Below are 22698 nucleotides of genomic sequence, written 5' to 3' on the forward strand. Positions count from 1 at the left end.
CGGGCCATGAGCAATCTCGATGTGAAACCGTCCGCCAGCGTCTGCGGCGGCCGTGAGGACGTCTCCGCCGCTCCGGTCCACGAACTGCTCACCGGCCGCACCGTGCCGCTCGGCGAGAGCACGCAGGTACGCCGGTTGCTGCCCAACCTCGGCCGCCGGATGATCGGCGCCTGGTGCTTCGTCGACCACTACGGTCCCGACGACATCGCCCGTGAACCGGGAATGCAAGTGCCGCCGCACCCGCACATGGGGCTCCAGACCGTGAGCTGGCTGCACGACGGGGAGGTGCTGCACCGCGACAGCCTCGGCAGCAAGCAGACCGTACGGCCCAGGGAGTTGGGTCTGATGACCTCGGGGCGGGGCATCTCGCACTCCGAGGAATCCCCCCGCGACCACGCCCGCTACCTGCACGGCGCCCAACTGTGGGTCGCGCTCCCCGACTCCCGCCGGCACATCGCGCCCGCCTTCGAGCACCACACCGAACTCCCCGAGGTCACCGCGCACGGCCTGCACGCCACCGTCATCCTCGGCGAACTCGACGGCGCGGCCTCGCCCGGCACCATCCACAGCCCGCTGGTCGGCGCTGACCTCACCCTCGCCGAGGGCACCGCCGCGCGCCTGCCGCTCCAGCCCGACTTCGAGTACGCCGCCCTCGCGATGTCCGGCCAGCCCGACGTCGACGGGGTCCGCCTCACCCCCGGGTCGCTCCTCTACCTGGGCGCCGGCCGCCGGGACCTCCCCCTCCTCGCCGACACCTCCGCGTCCCTCATGCTCCTGGGCGGCGAGCCCTTCGCCGAGAAGATCGTCATGTTCTGGAACTTCGTCGGGCGCACCACCGAGGATATCGCGCAGGCCCGCGAGGACTGGCACACCGGCGACCGCTTCGGCGAGGTCCACGGCTACGACGGGGACCGCCTGCTCTCCCCGGACCTCCCGCCAACTCCCCTGAAGGCGCGCGGGCGTGAGCGCTGACCTGTTGTCTCCGTGACGCTCCCGACCCGCCCGGCGCCTCCCTGTCGAGCGGGTCGGGGGTCGGCTCGCGTCCGCCGACGGGCTTGGGCTCGCCAGGATCGGAATGCCCGCGCGTCGCTTCGCGGGATTCGTATGTGCGTACGAGTGTGACAGGGTGCGCCAGGACCGATGCTGACCCAATGCTGACTTTACTGACGGGAAGTCATCTTTGCTGGCTGTCAAGGCTGATGCCGGAGCGACTGGGGTCGTCCTGGACCCCACTGGGGAGATGGCCGGTGGTGTGGATTCCCTCGGTCGGGAGATTGTCAAGGCGCGTGCCGTGGGCTGCGGGCCGCCCGGGGGCTCGGTGGGGTTCGTGCGCTCGGGATACCCTCCGTACACGCACCGAAACGCGGCTCGGGAGTCTGTGCCCAGGCTCCCGACCCGGCACAGCGGCCGTGTCAGCTCACGACGGCCGTGCGACGCGCGGCGATCAGTTCGGTGCTGCCTCACCCCGACCGAACTCGACGCGGTCATGGGACGGATGAGCGTCGAGCAGCTGAAGAAGCTCAACAGCCAGGTCGGCGAGGGCAGCACCTTCTGGGGCGCCGGCAGTTCCGACGGTGCGGTCAAGACGCAGTGGGTCAACATGCTGATGTCCGAACTCGGCCCCGACACCCTGGCCCGGATGGAGACCACCCTCACCCATCTGCCGTGGCAGCTGGACGCCAGCGCCGAGAACCTCAAGGACCCGCAGTTCAAGGAGTTCGACGGGTCGTTGTACGGCCCGAGCGGCAACGTCGACGTACCGCGTGACATGAGCCAGGGCGGCGACGGGGACTGCTGGTTCCTCGCGTCGCTCGCGGCGATATCCGCCCGCGACCCCGACTTCGTGCGCGACCACATCAAGGTCAACCCCAACGGCACCTACACGGTCACCTTCTACCGCGCGCCGTTGCCCGACGTCGACGGCGTCCCCGGCCAGCCCGTCGAGGTGACCGTCGACAACAAGCTCCCGGTCATCTCGGGCAAGGCAGCCTACGCACCCGTCATGGACAACGTGATGTGGGTGGCGATCTACGAGAAGGCGTACGCGCAGTACAGCGGCGGATACAGCAAGATCGACGGCGGCCTCGGCGACCGGGGCATGCACGAGATCACCGGCGTGCCCACCACTCGGACCACCCCGGGGTCCATGTCGCTTGCCGACATGGACCAGAAGATCAAGGAGGGACAGGCGGTCACGGTGGGCAGCGTGCCGCACCTCAACGCCGTCGACCGGCGGCTGGTCGGCACCCACGAGTACTCCGTGCAGAGCGTCGATGCCAAGACGCACCCGCCGACGGTCACTCTGTTCAACCCCTGGGGACGCAACTCGGAGAAGGTGGACCCGCCGGTGCCGGCCACGGTCACGGTGACCGAGAGCCAGTACCAGCAGTACTTCCGCAGCGCCTCCTACACGCAGACCAGGCCGTGATGACGCGCCGCACACGATGGACCGTGACCAGCGCCGTGGCGCTTGCCGCCCTCGGCGTCCTGACCGCCGTACTGGTGCACCAGGCACACGACCACAACCCGAAGGACGCACAGCCGCCCCCGCTTGGCCCGCACCAGTCCGATGTGCAGCGGATCGCGGTCGTGGCAGACGGCTTCCCGGCCAGCCCCACCGGCGGAATCCAGCTCCCCGGCGGCCGCAGCGTTACGTTCAGCGTGGTCACCAACGACCTCATCAACCCCGTGCCCGGACCGCACGAGGCCGAACTGGCCCTGGAACCGGACGACACCCACGCCGACTGGCACCTGGTCAAAGCCGGGGACGTCATCACCGAATACGGCATCCGCGTCAAAGTCCTCAAGATCTGGCGCATGCCCAACCCCGAGCACGACGCCGTCGATGTCCAGGCCGACCGGCTGCCGACCCCGCCGCCGTCCCCCATCACCCCCATCCCCAGCACCCCCGCGACAGCGTCCGCCCCCGCGTCCTGACGAGCGGCTCGACGAGCGCCGGCGGTCGGTGCCGCCTGGGGCGAGTCGGCGATCGTCGGGCGGGATTCGAGCTGCGCTCCGCGGTGACCCGCCGTAGCCTTCCGGTGCAGATGGTCAGTGCGACCCGCAGCCACAAGATCGCGTTCCGGCAGGTCCACACCGAGGACATGGGACGCGTCCGCTACCGCAAAACCTGCGAGGGCCGACGGGGCTGTGCTCGATCAGGGCGAGATCTGCAGGGCAGGGGAAGCCCCGGACGGCCGACTGGTGCCCGTCAGCGATGACGAGCTGGACGAGACGCCGCTCCCCACGGCGCGGACGATCGAGATCAGCGGGTTCCTCGCTGAAACGGCACCGCGCGGTGGCCACTACGTACGACAAGCTCGCAGTCCGATACGAGGTGACTGTGCTGGTCGCAGCCATCAACGAGTGGCTGTGACTCCAGCCTTCGTGATACGCCCTAATCCCACCAGAACCACCAGTCGGATCGCCCCACCAGACTGGCCGCGTAGTCGGGAAACGTCGTCGCCGGGTCATCTACGATGCTCTGTGCGGTGGACAACAGGTGCTCGCACGCCAGGACTTCCGCGTCCTGCAGATTCTGGGGTGGTCGGGCAACCGAGACACGTAGTGAGTTCCGGCAGGCCGACACCACCTGCGCACCAAACCGGTCCTCCCAGCTGCGCAACAAGGCAGACACCAGAGGCACCGGGGCTTCCGACGACCACTCCAGGAGCGCCGGGAGATCGGCGCTGCGCCGGGCAGGGACGAGGGCAAGACGGCAGTCTTTGAACTCATGCCATCCCGTGTCAAGGAGGTGGGCGACCGTGCACCCGGCGGCCTGTGCTGGGGAAGGGCTGTCTGCCTCCACTGCCACCGGCGGCGCCAGTCCGGGCCAGCTCTCAAACGGCGGCCCCGGGTCGTGCGGCCAAGGCTCGACTCCCTCGGGAACCTCCTCGGGCGTGGGGTTCGACCAGAACGGCAGCCTCCGCCGACGGTATGCGACGAAGCCGGCGTCCAGTACGCACTCCAGGCGAATCGCATCCGCCTCGGCCAGATGTGACCGAGCAGGCGAACCAGGCCAGCACAGCAGCGGGAACAGCCCGGTGGCCTCCTGCTTCTCCAGCAGGAGGCCCCACAATCGTTCGATGTCCTCGGGCAGCTCGTTCGAGACCCATATTCCCGCCGAACCAGCAGGCTCTGAGCGCCCGGGAGGCAAACCGTCAGGCAGAGTAAACGTCACGGCCCGACGGTAGACCTTGCCTCTGACAATCACGGGTGGGAATCAAGATCCACTTTCGCAACAGACCCTAGACCAGGGACAGCGACCGGCGGGCGTTGGCCCGCGAACCTCATCGCCCCTGCGAGGGGTCGCAACGCGCTTATCTGATGCCGGTCGCCGACGAGGTAGTACGGAACTCATCGTCCTTACGAGAGGCTGTCGGCCGAGCAGCAGTACGTCGGCCGAACTCGGCGCTCTTGCAGGCGGCGCAACCTTCCGACGATCGGCGGTGTCCGAGATTGCGCGCGGACTCATCGTTTCTTGATGAGCGCACGCTGTTACGACAGGTGCTGCGGAACTCGGCGATCCCCTTGCGTTGGTGGTCGCGGGGGAGACGGGGTCGGGGTTTCCGCGGGGAGTGGTGCTGTCTGCCGTCAGGCCGTTTCGAACGCCCGGCGGATCAGTGGCCTCGCCTTCTCCAGGTCGGCCGCTGACGCGATCCGCGCCTCCAGGTCACCTGTCCCCAGGTGCCCGATGCCGGCGCATGTCGCGCGTGAAGCCCTCCTCCAGCCTGACCGTGTCCGGGTCGAGGGTGAGATAGATCAGGATCACCCCGTACTAGGGGCGGAAGAGGACCGAGACACGGTTCACCATCCGCCGGTACGCGATGTAGTGGCGAAGCTGGGTCACCTCCACTTCGCCCCACGCGGTCAACGTCTCGTCCAGTTCGCCGTAGAGATCCCGCAGCCCGGCCGGTACGCCGTCTCCGACCCTCTGGAGCCGGTCTCCGGCACCGACCGTTGTTTGCTTCTCCCGGCTACGCTGCCGTCCCGGGCCGGCAGCCGCGGGTGAGGACTCGATCAGGTGGAGGCTCAGCAGCCCGCCGTCGAAGACCCGGTAGCGCACCAGGTCCACCCGTCTTCGGTTGTCGTAGACCGCGACCCGGTCATGCCGGGAGAAGTCGCCGGCGATGCAGACCGCCCGCGCGTTCCGCCAGTCGATCTCCTCGACCGCCGCGGAACCCAGTCGCTTCCGCATCAGCGCCTCGAACTCGTGACGGGCGGAACACAGCCACGACAGGTACGAGGACGCCTGCGAGAGAACCCCGCTGTCGGCGCCCTTCTTGTAGTCGATTTTACCGACCGCAGGAGCTCGAATACCGGCTCTGAACTGCGATGATCCATGGACTACATGTCCGTCATGGTGACGGATGCACTTCTTTGTAGCTCGTCTGAGTGGTGTCGCGGTACAGCCCGGCGGCGGTGGAGTCGCGGTGTGACATCGCAACGTAGTCAGCATGGAGAAGGCGGCTTTTTCGGCAAGCGCACTCGCCGACGCCGTCAACGAGCGGAGATGTCAGGCTTTTCGGGTGCGGTGCGGAGGACACCTGTGCATGCCAGCAGGGTGGTCGCCGTAGCGTCGAGGAACAGCATGAAGGCCCAGGTCTGGTCGGTTGTGTCGATGCGGCCGATCCGGATGAGGGCGTCTTGAGCGCCTTTCAGGGTGTCGACTGCTTCGCTGAGGGCGAGCGTCTTCTGGCCGCGCCTGAGGGTGCGGTGAAGTCGCGCCTTGTAGATGCCGGCAAGCTCGGCCGCGGGGACCAGGCCGTCCCAGATGATGAAGTCGCCCTCTGCCAGGGCGGCTCGGGCCATGGCATGGACTGTCGTGTCGCCGCTGAGCATCACGATCAGTTCATCGCGGGTCATGTGTGTTTCCCGTCGTGGGGTTTCGTCTCGGTTCCCGGTCGGGTCCAGAGTGTGGGGTCACTGCTAGTGGCGACTGCGAGGGTTCGTCCGGAGGGAGAGAAGCCTGCGGCTCGGAGCGTCGAGTAGTCGGAGTGGAAAATGTGCCACCACTTCTCTGCGTGTGGTCCGTTGTGAGGCATGCCGCCGTCTGCGGAGAGCAGGACGCGGTCGTTGGGCCACTCCGGGCTGATCAGTTCCAGCGTCCAGCCGTCAGCAGTTGTGCTGTGCAACCCGCCCCCGAGGAGCCCGGCGATGGGCACTCGGGTTCCGGCGATCGGCCTCAGCCCTGGGCAGGAGAGGTCAGGAACCGCGTCCGGGGTACTCGTGTCGGGGTCGGGGTCGGGGTCGGGATCGCGGTCTCGGGCGATCTTCTCGCCCGTGGTGGCGTCGAAGAGTCCGTGTCCGTCGAAGGAGACCACCATGACCAGGTCATGCCCGGTGTCGGGTGCCAGCGCGAAGCCAATTCCGGGCAGGCCGCCGACCGGGGTGCGCCGGTCCAGGACCGGGCGCCAGGGAGCTGGCAGTGCGATCACCGGGGCTGCGAGGAACCGTTCGCGAAGCTGCTGCTGGTGGTCCGAGATCACGGTGTCTCCTCGTGCTTCGTCGATGATCCGGTTGAGGCGAGTCGAAGTCGAGCGGCGGCCCAGATCCGCTCGAAAACGTCTTCGGGGACTTCTGCAGAGCCGTCGGCATCTTCCCAGCCGGTGAGGTCGGTACCGCGGAGGTGAAGTTACGCCGGAAGGCATGGGGTTTCACGATGCCGAGCCCGGCGGGCTTCCCGGCGCGGCCGAGCATCCGTCGGGTCCCGACCGGTGCCCATGACTGCCCTGAGTTCTTGCCGTGGAGCTGGACCAGGAGCATGCCGTGCCCGGCGGTTTCGCGCGGATACTCGCCGCAGGTGAGGTAATCGAAATAGGTGTGCACCACCGCCGGGCTGACTTGCTTGATCAGTCCGCCGGTCACCGTGCCGCCGTCGATGCGCCAGGGGAGCTTGGTCTTTGTCTCGGCGCGGTTCGGGTTGCCGGGGCGGTGGCAGAGGTGGACGTGCGGGGCGCGGCACTCTCCGCAGGCTGTGTTCTCCCGTAGGTGCAGGTCCACCAGGTGCAGCCCGCAGAGCTCGCCGATCCGCAGGCCGCCGTCGGCCGGCCAGGTCACCACCAGCCGGTCGCGGGCGGCGTTCACCACCGCCAGGAGCTTGTCCCGCGCCCCGTCGGGGAGCATCTTCGGGTGCCGACGGCGCACCCGCGTCGGCGCGAGCGGGTTGGTGGGCAGGGAGTTCTTCACGTGCCCCAGGAACGCGCGGTGCCGGTCCGCGCGCGTGGGCAGCCGTGAGGGGTCGAGCTTCTTGCCGAGTTCCCCGTTCACGCCCAAGGACGACTGGTGCAGGTGGAAGTTGGCGAGCCCAAGCCCGTCGGCGGACGCGAGCCGACCCCCGACCCGCTCGACAGGGAGGCGCCGGGCGGGTCGGGAGCGTCACGGAAACAACAGGTCAGCGCTCACGCCCACGCGCCTTCAGGGGAGTTGGCGGGAGGTCCGGGGAGAGCAGGCGGTCTCCGTCGTAGCCGTGGACCTCGCCGAAGCGGTCACCGGTGTGCCAGTCCGGGCGAAACGCAGACGGGCGGGATGTCGAGTTGCCCGGGTCGACGGTGGCTCTGGAGGTGGAGTTGCAGCGGCGGATCGAGGCGGCCATGGAGGCGATGCTCGGTATCCGCTTCCTGGCGTCGGAGTATCCGACGGGGCCATGGCACCGGGGCCGGATTGACACCCTGGGGCTGGACGAGAACGGCAGCCCAGTGGTCGTCGAGTTTACCGACCGCGGGTAGCGGTGACTGGAGCGCGAGTGCCTGGCCTTCGAGAAGGTCGTGCTGCGAGACCTTGAGCGCTACATGGGCATCGTCGGCGCGGATGTCCTCATGCCGCTCGGCGAGCCGTGGCGAACCGGCAAGCGCCCCTACGGCCGCTCGGCGCTGTACGCTCTCAGACCTCGGATCGGCCGCGCCCGTCAGGCGGGCGGGCCGGCGGCTGCTCGGTGAGCGACAGGCCGGTCAGGGCTGCCGCCGGTGCGGTGTCGTCCACGCTGGGGCCGAGCCACTCGCACATGAACACGGTGGCGTCGTCCTGGAGGTCTCCGTCGTGGTAGTCCATGACGGCCTGGATGAGGCGGCGCAGGGTTTCCGGGACCGGCAGTTGGTCGGCGTGCCGGCGGATGAGGAAGTCGGTGAAGCGTTCGACGCCGAACTCGCTCTCCCCGGGGCGGTGGGCGTCGGTGATGCCGTCGGTGTAGAGCACGATCCGGTCGCCCGCCTGCAGTTGCTCGCGGCAGACGGTGGTGGGCAGTCCCAGCTCGGTGCCCATGGGATGCCCGGGGGGACACTGCAGATGGCTGCTCCAGCGGCTGCCCCGGATGAGGATCGGCGGATGGTGGCCGCGGTTGATCCAGCTCAGCACACCGGTCCGGGTGTCGAGGGTGGCGAGGATTCCGGTCACGTACCGACGGTGCTCGTACTGATCGACGAGCGCGGCTTCCACCGCCTCGCCCTTGGCGACGAGCCCGGCCCCCTGGCGGCGGGAGTTGCGGCAGGCGCCCAGCGCCAGCGCCCCGCACAGCCCCGCGGCCGTGTCGTGCCCCATCGCGTCGAAGAGGGTCAGATGCACCAGGGGACCGTCGAGCGCGTACTCGTACACGTCTCCGCTGATCCGGTAGGCCGGCTCCAGCGCCGCGGAGATCACGACGCGTCCGTCGGCGTACGTGCTCGGCGGCATCAGGTTCCACGCCATCTCCGCCGCGATGGTCATCGGCTCCGTCCGGGTCAGCCGGGCCAGGGTGTCGCTGGAGGTGCGCTTGGCGACGATCAGCAGGGCGAGCAGTGCCGCGAGGCGGTCGGCGTCCTCACGGGCCCGGTCGTCGTCGTATGCGGAACGCACGCGCAGCGCCCCCAGGCGTTCGGTGCCGTCGACCAGTGGGAGCCACCATTCCGTCTGTTCCGCTTCGTGCGGCACGGCGGACATCGAGCGCCCGTACTGGTACGCCCGGCCGGCAGCGGTGCCCTCGATCCGGATGTCCGTGTCGCTCCCCGGCGGGGCACCGTCCTTTCCGGCCAGCAGGTGCAGCTGATATCGGGTGACGTCAGCCACGTAGATGAGCACGTCGGTGAAGCCGGCGGCCCGGGCGAACTCGCTCGCCTTGTCCGCGACCGCGTCGAGCGGCATGAGGTGGCTGGCGTCCAGCAGGTCGGCGAGCATGGCCCGCCCACCGGCTTCTCGGTCCGTGTCCACGGTTTCCCCCTTCGCGGGAGGCTAGGACAGCGCCGTTCCTGACCAGGCTACGACGAAGGCGGCGCCGGCCTGCCCGGCGCGAGTGCTGAGCCGGCGGGCCGGCCCTGGTTCATTGCGGGGAGGAGCGGGCCGGTCGCAGTACGCGTGGGGCGGCGCCGCTCGTGATTCGGGTGGTGGGGCCCGCGGAGCGGCGCGGGAGGCGTTGGCACCGGGAGTGGCGCCGTGGACCCCGTCGCCCGGGTGGGCGGTCGACGAGGCGAGGCAAGGGCCCCTGACCGGAGTCTCGGGGCCCACACCTGCCGCGGGGACCGCTCGATGAGTCGGCGCCGAACCGCCATCACCCCTCCAAAGGGGAATCCGCATTCCGTATGTACGTACGTACATACCGAGGATCTGCGGGCCTTTGTCGAGGGTACGAAGGGTCGCCCGTTACCGCCGCCGGAAGACCGGCGGCCCAGGCACGGGGGCGGCCCTGGAACCGGGCGGACAACCCTTGAGGTCGCCCCGGCGGGAGAGGGCGACCTCCGGGTCCGTCCGGTGACGCTCCCGCCGGGGAGTGCGTCGAAGACGGCGTGTGACCAGCCGTCCCATGGCGCGGCGCACCCTGTCGATGGTCGCGGAGCATGCGCCGAGCCGGGCGACAGCGGGCGGAGAGCGACGGGCGTACGGCCCCGTCAGCCGGTTGCGCCCCCGGTGCCGCCGCCGTCCGCGCCGCCGATGACGCCCACGGTTCCGCCGTCGTCGCTGCCGCTGGTGATGCCGCCCGTGCCGCCGTTGTCTCCGGAGGTGGCGCCGTTGATCGCGCCCTCGTCCACGCCGACGGTCACGCCTGCGTTGCCGCCGCCGTCGTTGCCGCCTACCGTGCCGCCGTCGTCGGCGCCGCCGGTGACGCCCACGGTTCCGCCGTCGTTGCCGCCGCTGGTGATGCCGCCCGTGCCGCCGTCGTCTCCGGAGGTGGCGCCGTTGATCGCGCCCTCGTCCACGCCGACGGTCACGCCTGTGTTGCCGCCGCCGTCGTTGCCGCCGCTGGTGACGCCCACCGTGCCGCCGTCGTCGGCGCCGCCGGTGACGCCCACGGTCCCGCCGTCGTCGCCGCCACCGGTTCCACCGTCGGTGCCGCCACCGTTGCCCGTGGAGCTCTCGGGAGTGGGGAGGACGGGGGTGAAGTCGGCCGCGTTGTCATCGGTGTCGCCGAGCAGGACGCCGCGGGCCACGGATGTGGTGGCGCTCGCCCCGACGGCCGGGCCGCTGCCCTCGTGCACGACAGCGTTGCCGTAGCCCACCAGGTCCTTGACCCGCGGGTCGGCGGCACAGGCGGCGGCCGTCAGGCAGGTGAGCGGAGAGGTGCCCGAGACCAGCGCGACGGTCCCGTCCGTGGCGGACAGGTTGATGGTGCCGGTGGCGTCGGGGGTCGGGAGCGGAAGGGAGCCGCCGGTGTTGGCCCACTCCTGCACCAGGTACCGGGCGCCCCCGACGAGCGTGCCGGTCAGCGGTGTGGCGCGCCACGTGGAGGTCGCGGCCGGCGTTCCGCGCAGGTACTGCACGCTGTAGCCACTCAGATCCAGCGTCGACGCACCGGCGTTGGCCAGTTCGATGAAGTCGTTGGTGTACGTGGCGCCGGAGTTGCCGCCGCCTCCGTACACTTCGGCGATCACGGCGTCGGAGGACGGCGTGGCGGACGCCGAGTGCACCGCGATACCGGCCAGCACGACGGCGCCGGCCACTCCGATCGGCACGACGCTCCTGCGTAGCCGGAGCCGGGATTTCGCCGCCGTGACGTCGGCACGCGTACGTATGGAGTGAGGCTGCGTGGCCTCCGAAGGGCGCGACACCGTGGTTCTCCTTCACCTGCAAGGGACATGACGGCGCGTCCGGCCCGGGGGGGCGGGTACGTGGGCGCCCAAGCCCCAAGATATGCGCGTAGACGGGGTGGTGCAGGGATTCTTCGAAGTTCACCGGTGAATCCGCGTATTTCCGGGACATGGGACCGTGGGCCGGGCCCACCGCGAATTGATCGTGCCGTAGCCCGTAGCCCGTAGCCCGTAGCCCGTAGCCGTAGCCGTAGCCGTAGCCGTAGCGGCCGCGCCGCTGCCACCGTGGACGATCTGTGCGGCGCGTTCTGGCAGGGGCGCGGATCAGGGGCGTTCCGCGGTGAGGACCGCGAACTCCCACTGGCCCAGCGGACGGCGCAGGTCGAGGGCGCCGGCGGCGTACCCGATCGGACGGCGCCGGCCGTGAGCGTCGATCTGTACGCCGCCGGCCGGTGCGGGCATGCCGGCCGGCAGCCGTACGGTGACGGCGTCGACCTCGTCGGGCCCGGAGTTCCACACCACCAGCCGCCAGCGCGTGCCGTCGGTGAGGACCTGCGGCGTGAGCCAGGGACCGCCGGACACCCGGGCGTGGGTTCCCGCGCCGAGCCAGTCGACGGCGGCGGACAGTTGCGCGGCGCGCTGCGGGGTCATCCGCACCGCGGTGGTGGCAGGCCAGGGGCAGACCGCGACCCGTCCGCCCAGCGTGTTGCGGTGCAGCACCAGACCGGGGCCGACCGGGCGGCCCGCGCCGTCCACGATCCGGCTCGCGACCCGGGCGCCGGGCACGGGTTCACCGGTCACGACCGGCGGGTGGCCGTTGATGTGCGGGTCGACCGAGATCATCGCGCCCACCCGCAGCGAGAAGTCGGGGTCCTCGCACACCTCGCGCACCGGCAGCGGGTCCGTCGGGCCCAGCCGGCGCACGCCGTTCAGCCCGATCAGCTCCCCGTAGCCGCGTTCGGCGAGGACGCGCGCCGCGGTGCCGTCGAGCAGCAGACCGCCGGCGAGCCAGCCCCGCACGGTGGCGTCGTCGTACGCCCACGCGGACTCGCCCGCGACCGCGTTGACCGGCGCGTCGCCCCTCAGGGTGACGGCGTGGCCGATCGCGCCGAGCCAGCCGGCCCATTCGCGGTGCGGTACGGCCAGCGCGCGCCAGTCGCCCTTCGTACCGTCGCCGGTTCGCGCGGCCCGGCCGGTCTCCTGTGACCAGGGCACACCGATCCCGACGGTGCGCAGCGACGTGTCGAAGGTGTCGGCCAGCCAGTCCAGTGCCGGGCGGACCTCGGCGAGGAAGGCGGCGCGCCCGGGGTCGTCGTCGGGGTGGTTGGTCAGGAAGTCGTAGAGGCTGATCGCCAGCCCGTCGCAGCCGAGGATGTGCGCGGTCGCCATCTGGGCGAAGGTCTGCCGGTAGGACTTGTTCCACTGCCCGTACGGCCAGCACTCGATCTCCGGATAGCTGACCAGGCCGGGCGGTTGCTGTGCGCGCTGGGCGTCCAGCAGCGCCGCGTACGTGGGCAGCGCCTCGGCGCCGGCGTCGGAGTAGCCCCAGAAGTGCGGCCGGTGCAGGTCGAATCCGGGCAGCCAGTCCGGCCGGCGCCGTCCCTCGGCCGCGTGCGCCTCGGGGGTGGAGGACATCAGTCCGAGGCGGACCCCGTGATCGGCGGCGATCTTCCGCCAGGTGCCGACCAGTTCGAGCTGGGTGCGTTCCCACATGTCCAGCCACAGCTCGCGCCACGGGTGGGGCGGCCCGGGTGCGGTGCATGCCGCGACCACCTCGTCGCGGGTCGCCCGCGTGCCGCAGGACCGGGCGAACTCGGCCAGGTGCAGCGGGCAGAAGCAGCCGCCCCAGTCCAGCGGTTCGTGGTTGTGCAGCCGGATGTCGTCCTCGATCCAGACCGCGTCGAGGTCCTCGGCGACGTAGCGGCGCAGGGTCTCGGCGAAGTAGGCGCGCCACCCCGGGTCCAGCGGGCAGACCACCACGTCGGCGGCGGTCCCGCGCTGGTCGACCATGGGCTGCCAGTCGTCGCGGCGCGGGCGCCCCCAGTCGCAGTGCCCGAGGGTATGGCCGGGGTTCAGGCTCACCGCGATGCCGGCGGATCGCAGGGACTCGCGCCACGGCCGGGTGCGGTCGAGCCAGTGGCCGATCCGGTCGAGCGGCTCGTTGCCGTCGTTGAACTCCATGCCGAACAGGAAGACGCAGAGCTCGTCGGCGCCGGTCCGCTCGGCCAGCGCGACCATCCGCGCGGCGACCGCCGCTGGCTCGTCGGCCGGGTCCGCCTGGACCCGCAGGACGTACCGCGTCCCCATGCGGCTCACCTCCACTCCGCAACCGGGCGGGAGGCCACGCCGCGGTCCTGTCACCACCGGCTCGGCCGAGCCGGTCTTGCCCAGGGATCGTGTTGCTTGGCTGCTAAGTTGTCAAGGGCGGCTCGGAGGGAGCCGCAGCTCACCGGCCGGATGTGGAGGAGGTGTTGTTCGCTCGCGGGTCGGATTCCGCCCGTGGGAATTCTCGGCTGTCCTGTGGGAACCCCCGGCTGGACGGGCGGCGCGGTCGGTTTGAAGGGGCGGGTGCCGGCCGGCCGGGCCCACGGTCTCCGCTGTCCGGACGGTGACCGTGGGAGGTGGGGCGGTCGAACGGACCCTGTCGAGGCGTCCGGTGCTCATGCCGACATGCTCCACGCGCACCCTGCCTCGCGGGAATGCACGGATGCGGCAAGGACTTGGACGATTGTCGACAGGAGTGGTCGGGTGGATTCCGTCGCGCACTACCGCACGCCGCCGGAGGAGGTGCGGGCGCTGGGAATCGCCGTGACCGGCGCCGGCCGGATTCTGGACCACCCCCCTTCCCGGGTCGAACGCGCCCTGAACTGCCACGCCGGGGTCCTGGTGTACCAGGGGTCGGGCTCCCTCGAACTGCACGGCCACCCCGGGCGCTACCGGGTGCGGCCCGGATCGTTCCTCTGGCTGCCCGCCGGCGTGCGCCACCGCTACGGCCCGTCGGCGAGCGGCTGGAACGAGTACTGGATTCTGTTCGAGGGGCCGGCGGCCAGGAGCTACGCCGAGCTGGGATATCTCGGCGCGGCCTGCCCGGTCGTCGAACCGGCGGACGCCGCGGAGACCTTCGCCCAGTGCGTCCGGCTGCTGGACCTGCTCGCCCGGCCGGAGTCCCTCAGCGGCCATGTGGCCGCCACGAGTTCGCTCCATGCGCTGATCAACGCCGTGGGCACCGGCCGGCGGAAGTCCGCCGAGCCGGGCCGCTTCCGGCGCGACCTCGGCCTGCGCGCCCTGCGCCTGCTGGACAACGCCGAGGGGCCGGTGCGGATCGGCTCGATCGCCAGGGAGCTGGCGGTCTCCCGGGACAGCCTCGCGGTGGCGGTCCGCGAGGCCACCGGCTCCACCCCGACGGTCTACCTGATGCGGCGTCGGATCGACCGGGCGAAGGCGCTGCTGGCCGATACCGACAGTCCGGTCTCCCGCATCGCCCGTGAGGTCGGGTATCCCGATCCCGCCTACTTCACCCGGGTGTTCACCCGGCAGGTGGGAGTCGCGCCGTCGGTCTTCCGCAGGCAGCAGCGGCGCTGTTGAGCGGACGGCCGGGACCGGCGCGCACCTGGCCCTGGCCGCGCGTGGGGCCGGTGCGCTCCTGACGGCTGTCTTGACAGGCGCCGCACCCGACTCCAAGCTGTCCCTGCGTGAGCGGCCCTGCGCGGAACTGCCATTGTCCAAGCAGTTCCGATCATCCAGGGCTCTGCTCGCAGCGTTCCTGCCGCGGTGTCCGGTTGCCCATGTACCGCACGCAGCGAACCTGCCCGCCCTGGCTGCCCGCTTGGTCACCTGCCGGTGCCGGGGCGGGGCCCCAGAGAAGGGACCACCCTTGCCACGCCTCCGAAGGGCGCTCGCGGCCGTCGCCGCGACCACCTCGCTCCTCACCGTCGGCACCGTGCTGCCGGCCGTGGCGTCACCGGCGCCGGCCGCCGCCTCGTACACCGTCAGCATCGGCTCGACCAAGCCGTACGCCTACGCGGACGACACGCCTGCCAGTGGCTACATCGACAAGAACGGCACGTTCTACTTCCAGTCGTCCCACTCGCTGTACGGCGCGACCGACCCCCGTGAATGGGGCTTCTACACCGGGACCGACTTCGACAGCGCGACCCCGGACACCACGCTCGACACCGCGGTGAACCCGGCCGACGCCAAGGACGCCAATAACGACACGACCTGGCGCTGCAACAACAGCCCCACCGGCCGGGAGGCGACGCCGGCTCCCACCGGCTCCGGCTACTCCCAGGCCAACTACTGCGACCTGCTCGGGGTCTGGGTCGACCCGGACACCGGCGACTGGTATGGCCTGGTGCACAACGAGTTCACCCCGCAGCCCTTCGGCGACGGACTGCACTACGACTCCATCGACTACGCCGTCTCCACCGACCAGGGGAAGGTGTGGAGCATCAAGGGCCACGCCATCACGTCCCCTTACCGCACCACCCGCGGTGACACCGCCACGTTCCCCCAGCAGACCTACGACTACGGCGACGGCGACCAGCGGTTCTACGTGGACACCGCGTCGGGCTACTTCTACGTCTACTACGGCTCGCGCATCGTGCCCAAGGGCGGCGTCGGCGGGGGCATGGGCGGCCTGGAGAACGTCGCGCGCGCACCCATCTCCGGCAAGATGGCGACCGGCAGCTGGGAGAAGTGGTTCGACGGCTCCTGGTCGCAGCCCGGCGTCGGGGGCAGGGAGAGCAACCTGGAGCCGGTCACCGCGGCCGACCCGACCGGCTACACCCCGGTGGCGGACGACTACGACCCGAAGAACACCGGGACCGTGGACCAGCAGATAGCGGCCGGCGAACTTCCCGACCAGTCACCGCTGTTCATCATGAACATCACCTACGACGCCTACCTCGGCCTGTACGTCGGCGAGCCCGCGGTGGCCGCCGGAACGACCCAGCCGCAGAAGTACTACGCGACCGATAACCTGGCCACGCAGAAGTGGCACCTGATCGGCGACTCCGGCGGTTACACGTCCGGCTCCTGGTACCGCTGGTTCCTCGACAGCGCCAACAACACCAGTTCCACCATCGTCGGCAAGTCCTTCCGGTCGTACTGCGCCATCGCCTGCTCCCACTCCGACGGTGAGTACGCCAACGAGACGATCGACTCCAGCGCTCCCGCCGCCCCTCCGGTCGACCCGGCCGAGAGCTACCGCATCAGCAGCGGCACCGGCCGGGTGCTCGCGCAGGTCTCCGGCGGTTCGGCCACCACCTCGCTGACCGCGGGACGCCGTTCCGAGCGGGCGGACTGGTCCTTCGTCAGCAACGGCGACGGCTCGTACCAGATCGTGAACGCCGCCACCCGCCAGGCGCTGGGCGTCGACTCCCGCTCGACCGCGAGCCGGGCCTGGGGCACCGGGCCCACCGTCACCACGGTCGGCAGGAGCGGTCCCACCGTCGGCCAGGAGTGGTTCGTCGTGGCCGGCACTGACCCCCGCACCGGCAAGCCCACCGGGACCTACCGGCTGGTCAACCGGTACAGCGAGCTGGTGCTGGGCATGTCCGCGCAGCCCGGCCGGCTCGCCGAGACCACCCCGACCCGCAGTTGGACCGACCGCACCGGTGACGCTGTCGGCGGCAGCCGGTCCGCCGCCGAGCAGACCCTGTCGCTGACCGGGGCCGGGCCGGTTCCGGGTCCGGAGCAGGTCAGCGTCTACACCCCCGGCGCGCAGACCGCCACGGTCGGCACCGCCACCTCGGTGCAGGTCGCAGCGACCGACTCGGCGGGCCGGAAGCTCAGCTACGCGGCGTCCGGCCTGCCGGCCGGACTGACGATCAGCTCCGCCGGGCTGATCACCGGCACGCCGACCACCGCCGGCACCTACACCGCCACGGTGACCGCCTCCTCCGGCCGGGCCGGCGGCTCGACCAGGTTCGCCTGGACCGTCAACCCGCAGGCCGCGGACCTGAGCGGAACCCACACCGTCAGCCTGTCCGGCCAGGCGCTGGAGGACCCGGACTCCTCGCAGGCCGAAGGGACGCAGCTGGACACCTCGGCGCTGACCGGAGGGCAGAACCAGAGCTGGACCTTCACCCGGCTGCCCGACGGCTCGTACACCCTCACCAACGGCTCCTCGGGCCAATGCGCCGCGGACAACGGGGGCTTCACCACGCCGGGCACCACCGTGATCCAGTGGCCCTGCCCCAGCAGCGTCAACCTGGACTGGCGGGTGACCGAACTCCTCTCCGGCGCCTACACCCTCACCAGCGTCAACAGCGGCCTGCTGCTGACCACCGCCTCGACCGCGAACGGTGCGCCGGTGACCCAACAACCCGACACGGGTTCGGCGTTGCAGCAGTGGACCATCGAGTAGATCCGCGGGAGGAGCAGGCGCTCGGCAGGGCCTCTCAACCGGCAAGGCCCCCGGCGCACCAGCGCCGGGGGAGTTCTCCCCCCATCGGAGGAACGCGCATGTCCGCACGCGCAGCAGCGGCGATTCTCGGCGCCCTGACCGTCGCCCTGGCGACCCCACTCGTCCTGGCATCACAAGCGTCGGCCGCCACCGTGCCGACCACGCCTCACCCTCCCGCGGCCGCGCTGCCGGTCGGCTCCTCCCACGCGGGCGCCGCACTGCGCCCGGTGATCGCCCCGACCCGTAGGTCGTACTACGTCGACTGCGCGGCGACCACGGACGGGAACGGCACGTTGAGCAGACCGTGGAACTCGCTCATTGATGCCAACGCGCACACCTACCACGCCGGCGAGGCGCTGCGGCTCATGCGCGGCACCACCTGCACCGGGACCCTCTCCCCGAAGGGCTCCGGCAGCGCCGCGGCTCCGTTCACCATCTCCGACTACGGAACGTCCTCCGCGCGGGCCGTCGTCGACGGTGACGGCGCCCCCAACGCGGTCTACCTGTACAACGAGCAGTTCATCCAGCTCACCAACCTGGAGATCACCGACCAGGCCGCCCCGGGCACCAACCGGCGCGGCGTCGAGGTGGTGGCCCAGGACATCGGCGCGGCCCGGAACTACCTGCTGTCCCACCTGTACGTCCACGACATACGCGGTGACACCACCAAGGGCAGCGACGGTTCGGCCGGCATCGACTTCGAGGTGCACGGCACCACCACGCCCACCTGGTTCGACGGCGTGGTGATCCAGGACGACACCGTCGACGACGTCGACCGCAGCGGCATCACCGAATGGTCCACCTGGGGCAACGACGCCGCGGTCAACGACCCGACCGACATGCCCGAGCCGCGCCACCCGACCAGGGGCCTGGTGATCCAGGGCAACACCCTGCACCGGATCGGCGGGGACGGCATCGTGGTCATCGACGCCGACAACTCCCTGGTGCAGTACAACACCCTGGCCGGCTTTCACCTGGAGCCCACCGGATACGACGCCGGGATCTGGCCGTGGGACGCCGACGGCACCGTCTTCCAGTACAACGACGTCTCCGGCGGGGCCGGCACCAACGACGGCATGGCCTTCGACGTCGACCAGGGGACGGCGGGAACGGTCTACCAGTACAACTACAGCCACGACAACGACGGCGGCTTCATGCTGTTCTGCAACGCCGACGGAAGCACGTCCGACGCCGTCGTCCGCTACAACATCAGCCAGGACGACTCCTACCGCGGCTTCGAGAACTGCTCGGGCGCGGTGTCCGGCATGCGGGTGTACAACAACACCCTCTACATCGGCCCCGGAGTCACCCAGACCGTGGTCAACGAGAACAACACCACCCCGCGCGAGGTCTCCTTCAGCAACAACATCGTGGTCAAGTCAGGCAGCGGAAGCGCCTCGTTCAACCTGCGGTCCGGCGGCTACACCTTCCACCACAACGACTTCGTGAACCTGGGCGGCCTCCCGTCCGACCCGGGCGGAACCACCGCCGATCCGGCCTTCTGCGACCCCGGCGACGCCGGCGGCATCCGCGGCGCCACCGGCTACCGGCTGTGCGCCGGCTCCCCGGTGGCCGGCATCGGCGCGGCCGTCCGCGGCAACGGCGGCCGGGACTACTTCGGGGTCGCGGTGTCGCCCACCGCCGCCCCCAACATCGGCGCCTCCGCCGCGGCTCCCTCGGCCGGCGCTCCGAACCTGCTGCCCGACGGCGGCCTCGAAGCCGGCAACCTCAACGGCTGGAGCACCCGCGGCGCCACCGCCGCGCAGGACCCGGCGGCGCACAGCGGCGCCTACGACCTGTCCCTGAACGCCCCCTCCGGCGGCGCGGCGACCGCCGAGTACACCGTCACCGGCCTCCAGCCGAACACCGCCTACCGGTACACCGGCTGGGTACGCACCACAGGCGCACCCACCTGGCTGGGCGTCAAGAACCACGGCGGCGCCCAGGTGTCGGCTTCCACCACCGCGACCGGGTGGACCCGGCTGTCCGCGCCGTTCACCACGGGAGCGGGGGACACGAGCGCCACCGTCTTCTGCTACCTGCCCTCGGCCGGCCGGTCCAGTTGCGACGACCTGTCCGTCACCGCGGGGGGCTGACCGCCCCGCGCCGACGGGGTGGGGTTCAGCCCGAGGGCGAGCTGGCCGTGGTGGGCGTCAGGGCGTGGTGCGGTTCGGGGGGCGCGGGGGAGGGGCGGACGCCGGTGCGGGTGGCGCCGATGCCGGCGGTCACGACGAGGGCGACGCCCGCCGCGGAGGCGAGCGCGGGGATCTGGCCGAGCACCAGCAGGCCGGCGAGGAGCGCGACGGCCGGCTCCAGGCTCATCAGGGTGCCGAAGGCGGAGGTAGTGAGGCGGCGCAGGGCGAGGAACTCGAGGGCGAAGGGCAACGCGGCGCTCAGGGCGGCCAGCCCCAGCATCGCGGCGAGTAGCCTCCACGTGACGTGCGCCAGGTCGGAGGGCGCCGCGGCGAGGAGGCCGACGAGGCCGGCGACGGGCATGGAGACGGCCAGTCCGCCGAGGCCGGTCACGGAGTCGCCCACCCGCTGGGTCAGCAGGATGTAGGCCGCCCAGCAGGACGCGGCGGCCACGGCGAAACCCGCGCCGGCCGCGTCGATCCCCCCGTGCCAGGGTTCGGTCAGCGCGACGACACCGAGGGCCGCCATGGCCGCCCAGCGGATACGGCCACGGCTCGGACCCTGGGGGGAGCCGTGGAGGGACACGGCCAGCGGGCCGAGGAACTCCAGTGCGCTGGCCGTGCCGAGCGGCAGCCGCGCCACGGCGAGCATGAAGCAGATCATCATGCCCGCGCTGACCGCACCCAGCGCGGTGCACGCCCGCAGGTCGCGGCCGGTGAAGTCGCGCGGGCGGGGCCGCACCAGCACCAGAAGGAGCACACCGGCCCACGCCATACGCAGCCCTGTCGTGCCCAGGGCGCCGAGCCGGTCGACCAGCGGAACCGACAGCGCGAGCCCGAGCTGGACGGCGGACATGGAGGTCACGGCCATCAGGGCTCCGGTCGCGGACGCGGACAGGCGCGGACCGGTGGCGCGGTGGTTCGGCAGGCTCATGCACCCGAGTACATGATGGCCGGACCGTTCGTGTCCACGTGCCGATCGTGAATGAACCGTTCGCCGATCCGCGACAATCCAGGGATGGAGACACGACGACTGCGGATGCTGGTGGAGCTGTCCCGGCTGGGGTCCATGCGCGCGGTGGCCGACGTCCTGGGCACGACCACCTCGACCGTCTCGCAGCAGATCGCCGCCCTCGCCGACGACATGGGCACCGCGCTGACCGAACCGCACGGGCGCCTGGTCCGGTTGACGCCCGCGGGACGCCGGCTGGCCGAGCACGCGGTGACGATCCTCTCCGCCGTCGAGGCGGCGCACCACGACCTCGCGCCGGGAGCGGAGCCCACCGGTACCCTGCGCGTCGCGGGTTTCGCCACCGCCATCCGCGCCCACCTGCTGCCCATCGTCACGGCCCTGGCCACGAGCCATCCCCGCCTCCGTGTCCTGGTCCGCGAACACGAACCCGCCGAGGCGCTGCGGCTCCTGGCCGAGGACGCGACGGATCTGGCCCTGACCTACGACTACACCCTGGCGCCCGCGGCCGAGGACCCCGTGCTGCGCGCCACCGCCCTGTGGACCGCGCGCTGGGGTCTGGGCGTCCCCGCGCACGCCGACATCCGAGAAGGGACGGCCGCGGAGGTCTTCGCCCGGTTCGCCGGGCAGGACTGGATCGTCAACTCGCGCGACACCGCGGACGAGACCGTCATCCGCACCCTCGCCTCCATGGCGGGCTTCACCCCGCGCATCACCCACCAGGCCGACAGCCTCGACCTCGTGCGCGCCATGATCACCGCCGGGCTCGGTGTGGGCCTGCTCCCCGTCGGGACGGTCACGCTCCCCGCGGTGCGGCTCGTCCCGCTCGCCGCTCCCGACGTCGAACTGCGCGCGTACGCCGTCGCGCGCCACGGCCGCCTGGACTGGCCCGCCCTCGCCCTGGTCACCGACCTCCTGGTCAGGCGGTCCGCGCCCGGGGCGATGCTCAGTTGAGCGCCGGGCCGTACGACGCTGTCGCGGGTGGAGCCGCGCCTTCGTGAAGCAGCCGGGCGGCGGTCCGGTCCTGCCGATGAGTTCGCCGTCCTCGGACGGTCCACCCAACGACTCGACCGTTCTCGACAGGAGTGCCATGTCCACCATCCAGCCGGTGATCCTGACCGCCGCCCAGGACGTTCTGCTCGGCTTCTACACGCGGTTGTTCGGCGCCGAGGAGGTCTTCCGGGTGCCGGCGGAAGGCCCCGCCTTCTACCTCGGCCTGCGCATCGGCGACACCGACCTCGGGCTGGTGGCCAAGGACGACGCGGAGACCGGGGCGGCGCCGCGGATTCTGCTCAGCATCGCTGTCGACGACGTCGACGAGACGCTCGGCCGGGTGGTGGCGCTGGGCGGCTCGGTCAGCGGCGGCCCCAACGACATGCCGTGGGGACAGCGCGTCGCCCACATCCGGGACCCCGACGGCAACCCGGTGAACCTCACCCAGCCGATCCCGCAGGGGTGACGCCGCCCGGCGGGGTTTTCCCAACCTTTACCGGCGCCGCCTTGTAGCCCCTGTGAGAGAGCTGTGAAGATCGCGGGGGTTTCTCGACGCCCTGGGGGGGCTTGCGCATGTCGGCTCGTTCGGCGCGAACAACGGTGGCGGTGGCCGTCATGGCGATGGTCATGGCCACTGCCTGCGACGGGCAGCGGCACGACCCGAACTCGCCGTATCGCGTGGGCGATCACTACACGGTGCTGCAGAGGTACGTCACCGGCGGTGTGCACTGGCAGCTGGACGCCTACATCGACGCCGATCAGGACGGCAGCTTCTGTATGAGCCTTGACGATTCCCGGGGGCCGGACCACTCCGCGACGTTGCCGTGGGCGAACGGTGCGTGCGGCTTCGACGGTTCGGACTCCGGCGGGTACTACGGCGGCGGCCAGGCGCCGGGGCGCAACGCCTTCGCTTCCTACGGACCCGTTCCCGACGCGGCCGTAGGAGTGCGGGTGTCCACCGAAGAGGTCGTCCCCACCCACCCGCTCCCGAAGGGGCACGGCCTGCCGGACGGCCGGTACTGGGTCGTGTACCAGCCGGCGTCGTGGCCCGGAAAGGGTGCCAGGTCGGTGGACCCCCAGCCCCTGGACGCCTCGGGGCGAAAGGTCGCGTTCACGACGTTCTGAGCGGTGCGCGGCGGCTGCCGCCGGCCCTCGCGGGGCTCGGCGTGCGGACATCGGCGTTGCCGCTCGGGGGAGTGGGGC

The 22698-nt window shown here is 71.2% G+C and carries 17 protein-coding genes and 4 pseudogenes; 11 read left to right on the forward strand and 10 right to left on the reverse strand.

All coding sequences use genetic code 11. The annotated features are described in order from the left end of the window. Positions 1–6 precede the first annotated feature (6 nt). The 4 genes and pseudogenes from OG896_RS32005 to OG896_RS40500 form a co-directional block, all read left to right on the forward strand. The gene (locus OG896_RS32005; RefSeq protein ID WP_329370891.1) at positions 7–972 is read left to right on the forward strand and encodes a pirin family protein; all 966 of its coding nucleotides are present in this window, start codon (positions 7–9) and stop codon (positions 970–972) included. 523 nt (positions 973–1495) lie between these two features. Beyond that, a complete protein-coding gene (locus OG896_RS32010; protein WP_329370893.1) occupies positions 1496–2428 on the forward strand; it encodes a C2 family cysteine protease in 933 nt (310 codons plus the stop codon). Between the two features lie 23 nt (positions 2429–2451). Next, positions 2452–2937 (forward strand): hypothetical protein, encoded by a 486-nt coding sequence (locus tag OG896_RS32015; protein ID WP_329370895.1) that lies wholly within the window; start codon positions 2452–2454, stop codon positions 2935–2937. A gap of 343 nt (positions 2938–3280) precedes the next feature. Beyond that, positions 3281–3376: pseudogene (locus tag OG896_RS40500) on the forward strand (IS5 family transposase); the annotation flags it as partial. A gap of 21 nt (positions 3377–3397) precedes the next feature. On the opposite strand, the gene OG896_RS32020 reads toward OG896_RS40500, so the two are convergent. The 6 genes and pseudogenes from OG896_RS32020 to OG896_RS32045 all read right to left on the reverse strand — a co-directional run. Next, complete coding sequence (locus OG896_RS32020; RefSeq protein WP_329370896.1) at positions 3398–4180, reverse strand: DUF4253 domain-containing protein; 783 nt, start codon at positions 4178–4180, stop codon at positions 3398–3400. A gap of 413 nt (positions 4181–4593) precedes the next feature. Continuing rightward, positions 4594–5293 (reverse strand): annotated as a pseudogene (locus tag OG896_RS40505) (DUF5655 domain-containing protein); the annotation flags it as partial. A 206-nt stretch (positions 5294–5499) separates the two neighbouring features. Further along, positions 5500–5865 (reverse strand): hypothetical protein, encoded by a 366-nt coding sequence (locus tag OG896_RS32030; RefSeq protein WP_329370899.1) that lies wholly within the window; start codon positions 5863–5865, stop codon positions 5500–5502. Next, complete coding sequence (locus OG896_RS32035; protein ID WP_329374403.1) at positions 5862–6437, reverse strand: hypothetical protein; 576 nt, start codon at positions 6435–6437, stop codon at positions 5862–5864. Before OG896_RS32035 ends, OG896_RS32030 begins: the two co-directional genes overlap by 4 nt. Further along, positions 6334–7269 (reverse strand): hypothetical protein, encoded by a 936-nt coding sequence (locus tag OG896_RS32040; RefSeq protein WP_329374605.1) that lies wholly within the window; start codon positions 7267–7269, stop codon positions 6334–6336. The genes OG896_RS32035 and OG896_RS32040 overlap by 104 nt, the downstream gene beginning before the upstream one ends. A gap of 124 nt (positions 7270–7393) precedes the next feature. Further along, positions 7394–7510, reverse strand: a pseudogene (locus OG896_RS32045) (pirin family protein); the annotation flags it as partial. Between OG896_RS32045 and OG896_RS32050 the strand changes: the two are divergent. Next, positions 7494–7712, forward strand: a pseudogene (locus tag OG896_RS32050) (DUF5655 domain-containing protein); the annotation flags it as partial. The pseudogenes OG896_RS32045 and OG896_RS32050 sit on opposite strands and share 17 nt — an antisense overlap. 169 nt (positions 7713–7881) lie before the next feature. Here OG896_RS32050 and OG896_RS32055 read toward each other — a convergent pair. The 3 genes from OG896_RS32055 to OG896_RS32065 all read right to left on the reverse strand — a co-directional run bounded on the left by OG896_RS32055 (position 7882) and on the right by OG896_RS32065 (position 13298). Beyond that, the gene (locus tag OG896_RS32055; protein WP_443057276.1) at positions 7882–9147 is read right to left on the reverse strand and encodes a PP2C family protein-serine/threonine phosphatase; all 1266 of its coding nucleotides are present in this window, start codon (positions 9145–9147) and stop codon (positions 7882–7884) included. 707 nt (positions 9148–9854) lie between these two features. Next, on the reverse strand, positions 9855–10916 hold the full coding sequence (locus OG896_RS32060; RefSeq protein ID WP_329370903.1) for a lamin tail domain-containing protein: 1062 nt from the start codon (positions 10914–10916) through the stop codon (positions 9855–9857). A 399-nt stretch (positions 10917–11315) separates the two neighbouring features. Beyond that, entirely contained in the window at positions 11316–13298 is a 1983-nt protein-coding gene (locus OG896_RS32065; protein ID WP_329370904.1) for a hypothetical protein, read from the reverse strand. 441 nt (positions 13299–13739) lie between these two features. Here OG896_RS32065 and OG896_RS32070 point away from each other — a divergent pair, with 441 nt between their 5' ends. The 3 genes from OG896_RS32070 (at position 13740) to OG896_RS32080 (ending at position 19496) form a co-directional block, all read left to right on the forward strand. Further along, positions 13740–14576, forward strand: a complete 837-nt coding sequence (locus OG896_RS32070) for a helix-turn-helix transcriptional regulator (protein WP_329370906.1) — start codon at positions 13740–13742, stop codon at positions 14574–14576. A 289-nt stretch (positions 14577–14865) separates the two neighbouring features. Continuing rightward, positions 14866–17361 (forward strand): RICIN domain-containing protein, encoded by a 2496-nt coding sequence (locus OG896_RS32075; protein ID WP_329370908.1) that lies wholly within the window; start codon positions 14866–14868, stop codon positions 17359–17361. Between the two features lie 98 nt (positions 17362–17459). Next, positions 17460–19496, forward strand: coding sequence for a carbohydrate binding domain-containing protein (locus tag OG896_RS32080; protein ID WP_329370910.1), 2037 nt, complete (start codon positions 17460–17462; stop codon positions 19494–19496). A gap of 25 nt (positions 19497–19521) precedes the next feature. Here OG896_RS32080 and OG896_RS32085 read toward each other — a convergent pair whose 3' ends face one another. Then, positions 19522–20466, reverse strand: a complete 945-nt coding sequence (locus OG896_RS32085; protein ID WP_329370912.1) for an EamA family transporter — start codon at positions 20464–20466, stop codon at positions 19522–19524. A gap of 84 nt (positions 20467–20550) precedes the next feature. Here OG896_RS32085 and OG896_RS32090 point away from each other — a divergent pair, with 84 nt between their 5' ends. The 3 genes from OG896_RS32090 to OG896_RS32100 all read left to right on the forward strand — a co-directional run bounded on the left by OG896_RS32090 (position 20551) and on the right by OG896_RS32100 (position 22620). Continuing rightward, entirely contained in the window at positions 20551–21456 is a 906-nt protein-coding gene (locus OG896_RS32090) for a LysR family transcriptional regulator (RefSeq protein ID WP_329370914.1), read from the forward strand. A 136-nt stretch (positions 21457–21592) separates the two neighbouring features. Beyond that, positions 21593–21961 (forward strand): VOC family protein, encoded by a 369-nt coding sequence (locus OG896_RS32095; protein WP_329370916.1) that lies wholly within the window; start codon positions 21593–21595, stop codon positions 21959–21961. A 107-nt stretch (positions 21962–22068) separates the two neighbouring features. Beyond that, a complete protein-coding gene (locus OG896_RS32100; protein WP_329370919.1) occupies positions 22069–22620 on the forward strand; it encodes a hypothetical protein in 552 nt (183 codons plus the stop codon). Positions 22621–22698 lie beyond the last annotated feature (78 nt).

This window comes from Streptomyces sp. NBC_00669, assembly GCF_036226785.1.
Taxonomy (GTDB): Bacteria; Actinomycetota; Actinomycetes; order Streptomycetales; family Streptomycetaceae; genus Actinacidiphila.

What these genes read in the sequence shown, in the direction of transcription:
- OG896_RS32090 (WP_329370914.1), top strand. Translation starts at nt 20,551, where the DNA reads ATGGAGACACGACGACTGCGGATGCTGGTGGAGCTGTCCCGGCTGGGG.
- OG896_RS32055 (WP_443057276.1), bottom strand. Translation starts at nt 9,147, where the DNA reads ATGCTCGCCGACCTGCTGGACGCCAGCCACCTCATGCCGCTCGACGCG.
- OG896_RS32095 (WP_329370916.1), top strand. Translation starts at nt 21,593, where the DNA reads ATGTCCACCATCCAGCCGGTGATCCTGACCGCCGCCCAGGACGTTCTG.
- OG896_RS32030 (WP_329370899.1), bottom strand. Translation starts at nt 5,865, where the DNA reads ATGACCCGCGATGAACTGATCGTGATGCTCAGCGGCGACACGACAGTC.
- OG896_RS32085 (WP_329370912.1), bottom strand. Translation starts at nt 20,466, where the DNA reads ATGAGCCTGCCGAACCACCGCGCCACCGGTCCGCGCCTGTCCGCGTCC.
- OG896_RS32005 (WP_329370891.1), top strand. Translation starts at nt 7, where the DNA reads ATGAGCAATCTCGATGTGAAACCGTCCGCCAGCGTCTGCGGCGGCCGT.
- OG896_RS32065 (WP_329370904.1), bottom strand. Translation starts at nt 13,298, where the DNA reads ATGGGGACGCGGTACGTCCTGCGGGTCCAGGCGGACCCGGCCGACGAG.
- OG896_RS32100 (WP_329370919.1), top strand. Translation starts at nt 22,069, where the DNA reads ATGTCGGCTCGTTCGGCGCGAACAACGGTGGCGGTGGCCGTCATGGCG.
- OG896_RS32010 (WP_329370893.1), top strand. Translation starts at nt 1,496, where the DNA reads ATGAGCGTCGAGCAGCTGAAGAAGCTCAACAGCCAGGTCGGCGAGGGC.
- OG896_RS32080 (WP_329370910.1), top strand. Translation starts at nt 17,460, where the DNA reads ATGTCCGCACGCGCAGCAGCGGCGATTCTCGGCGCCCTGACCGTCGCC.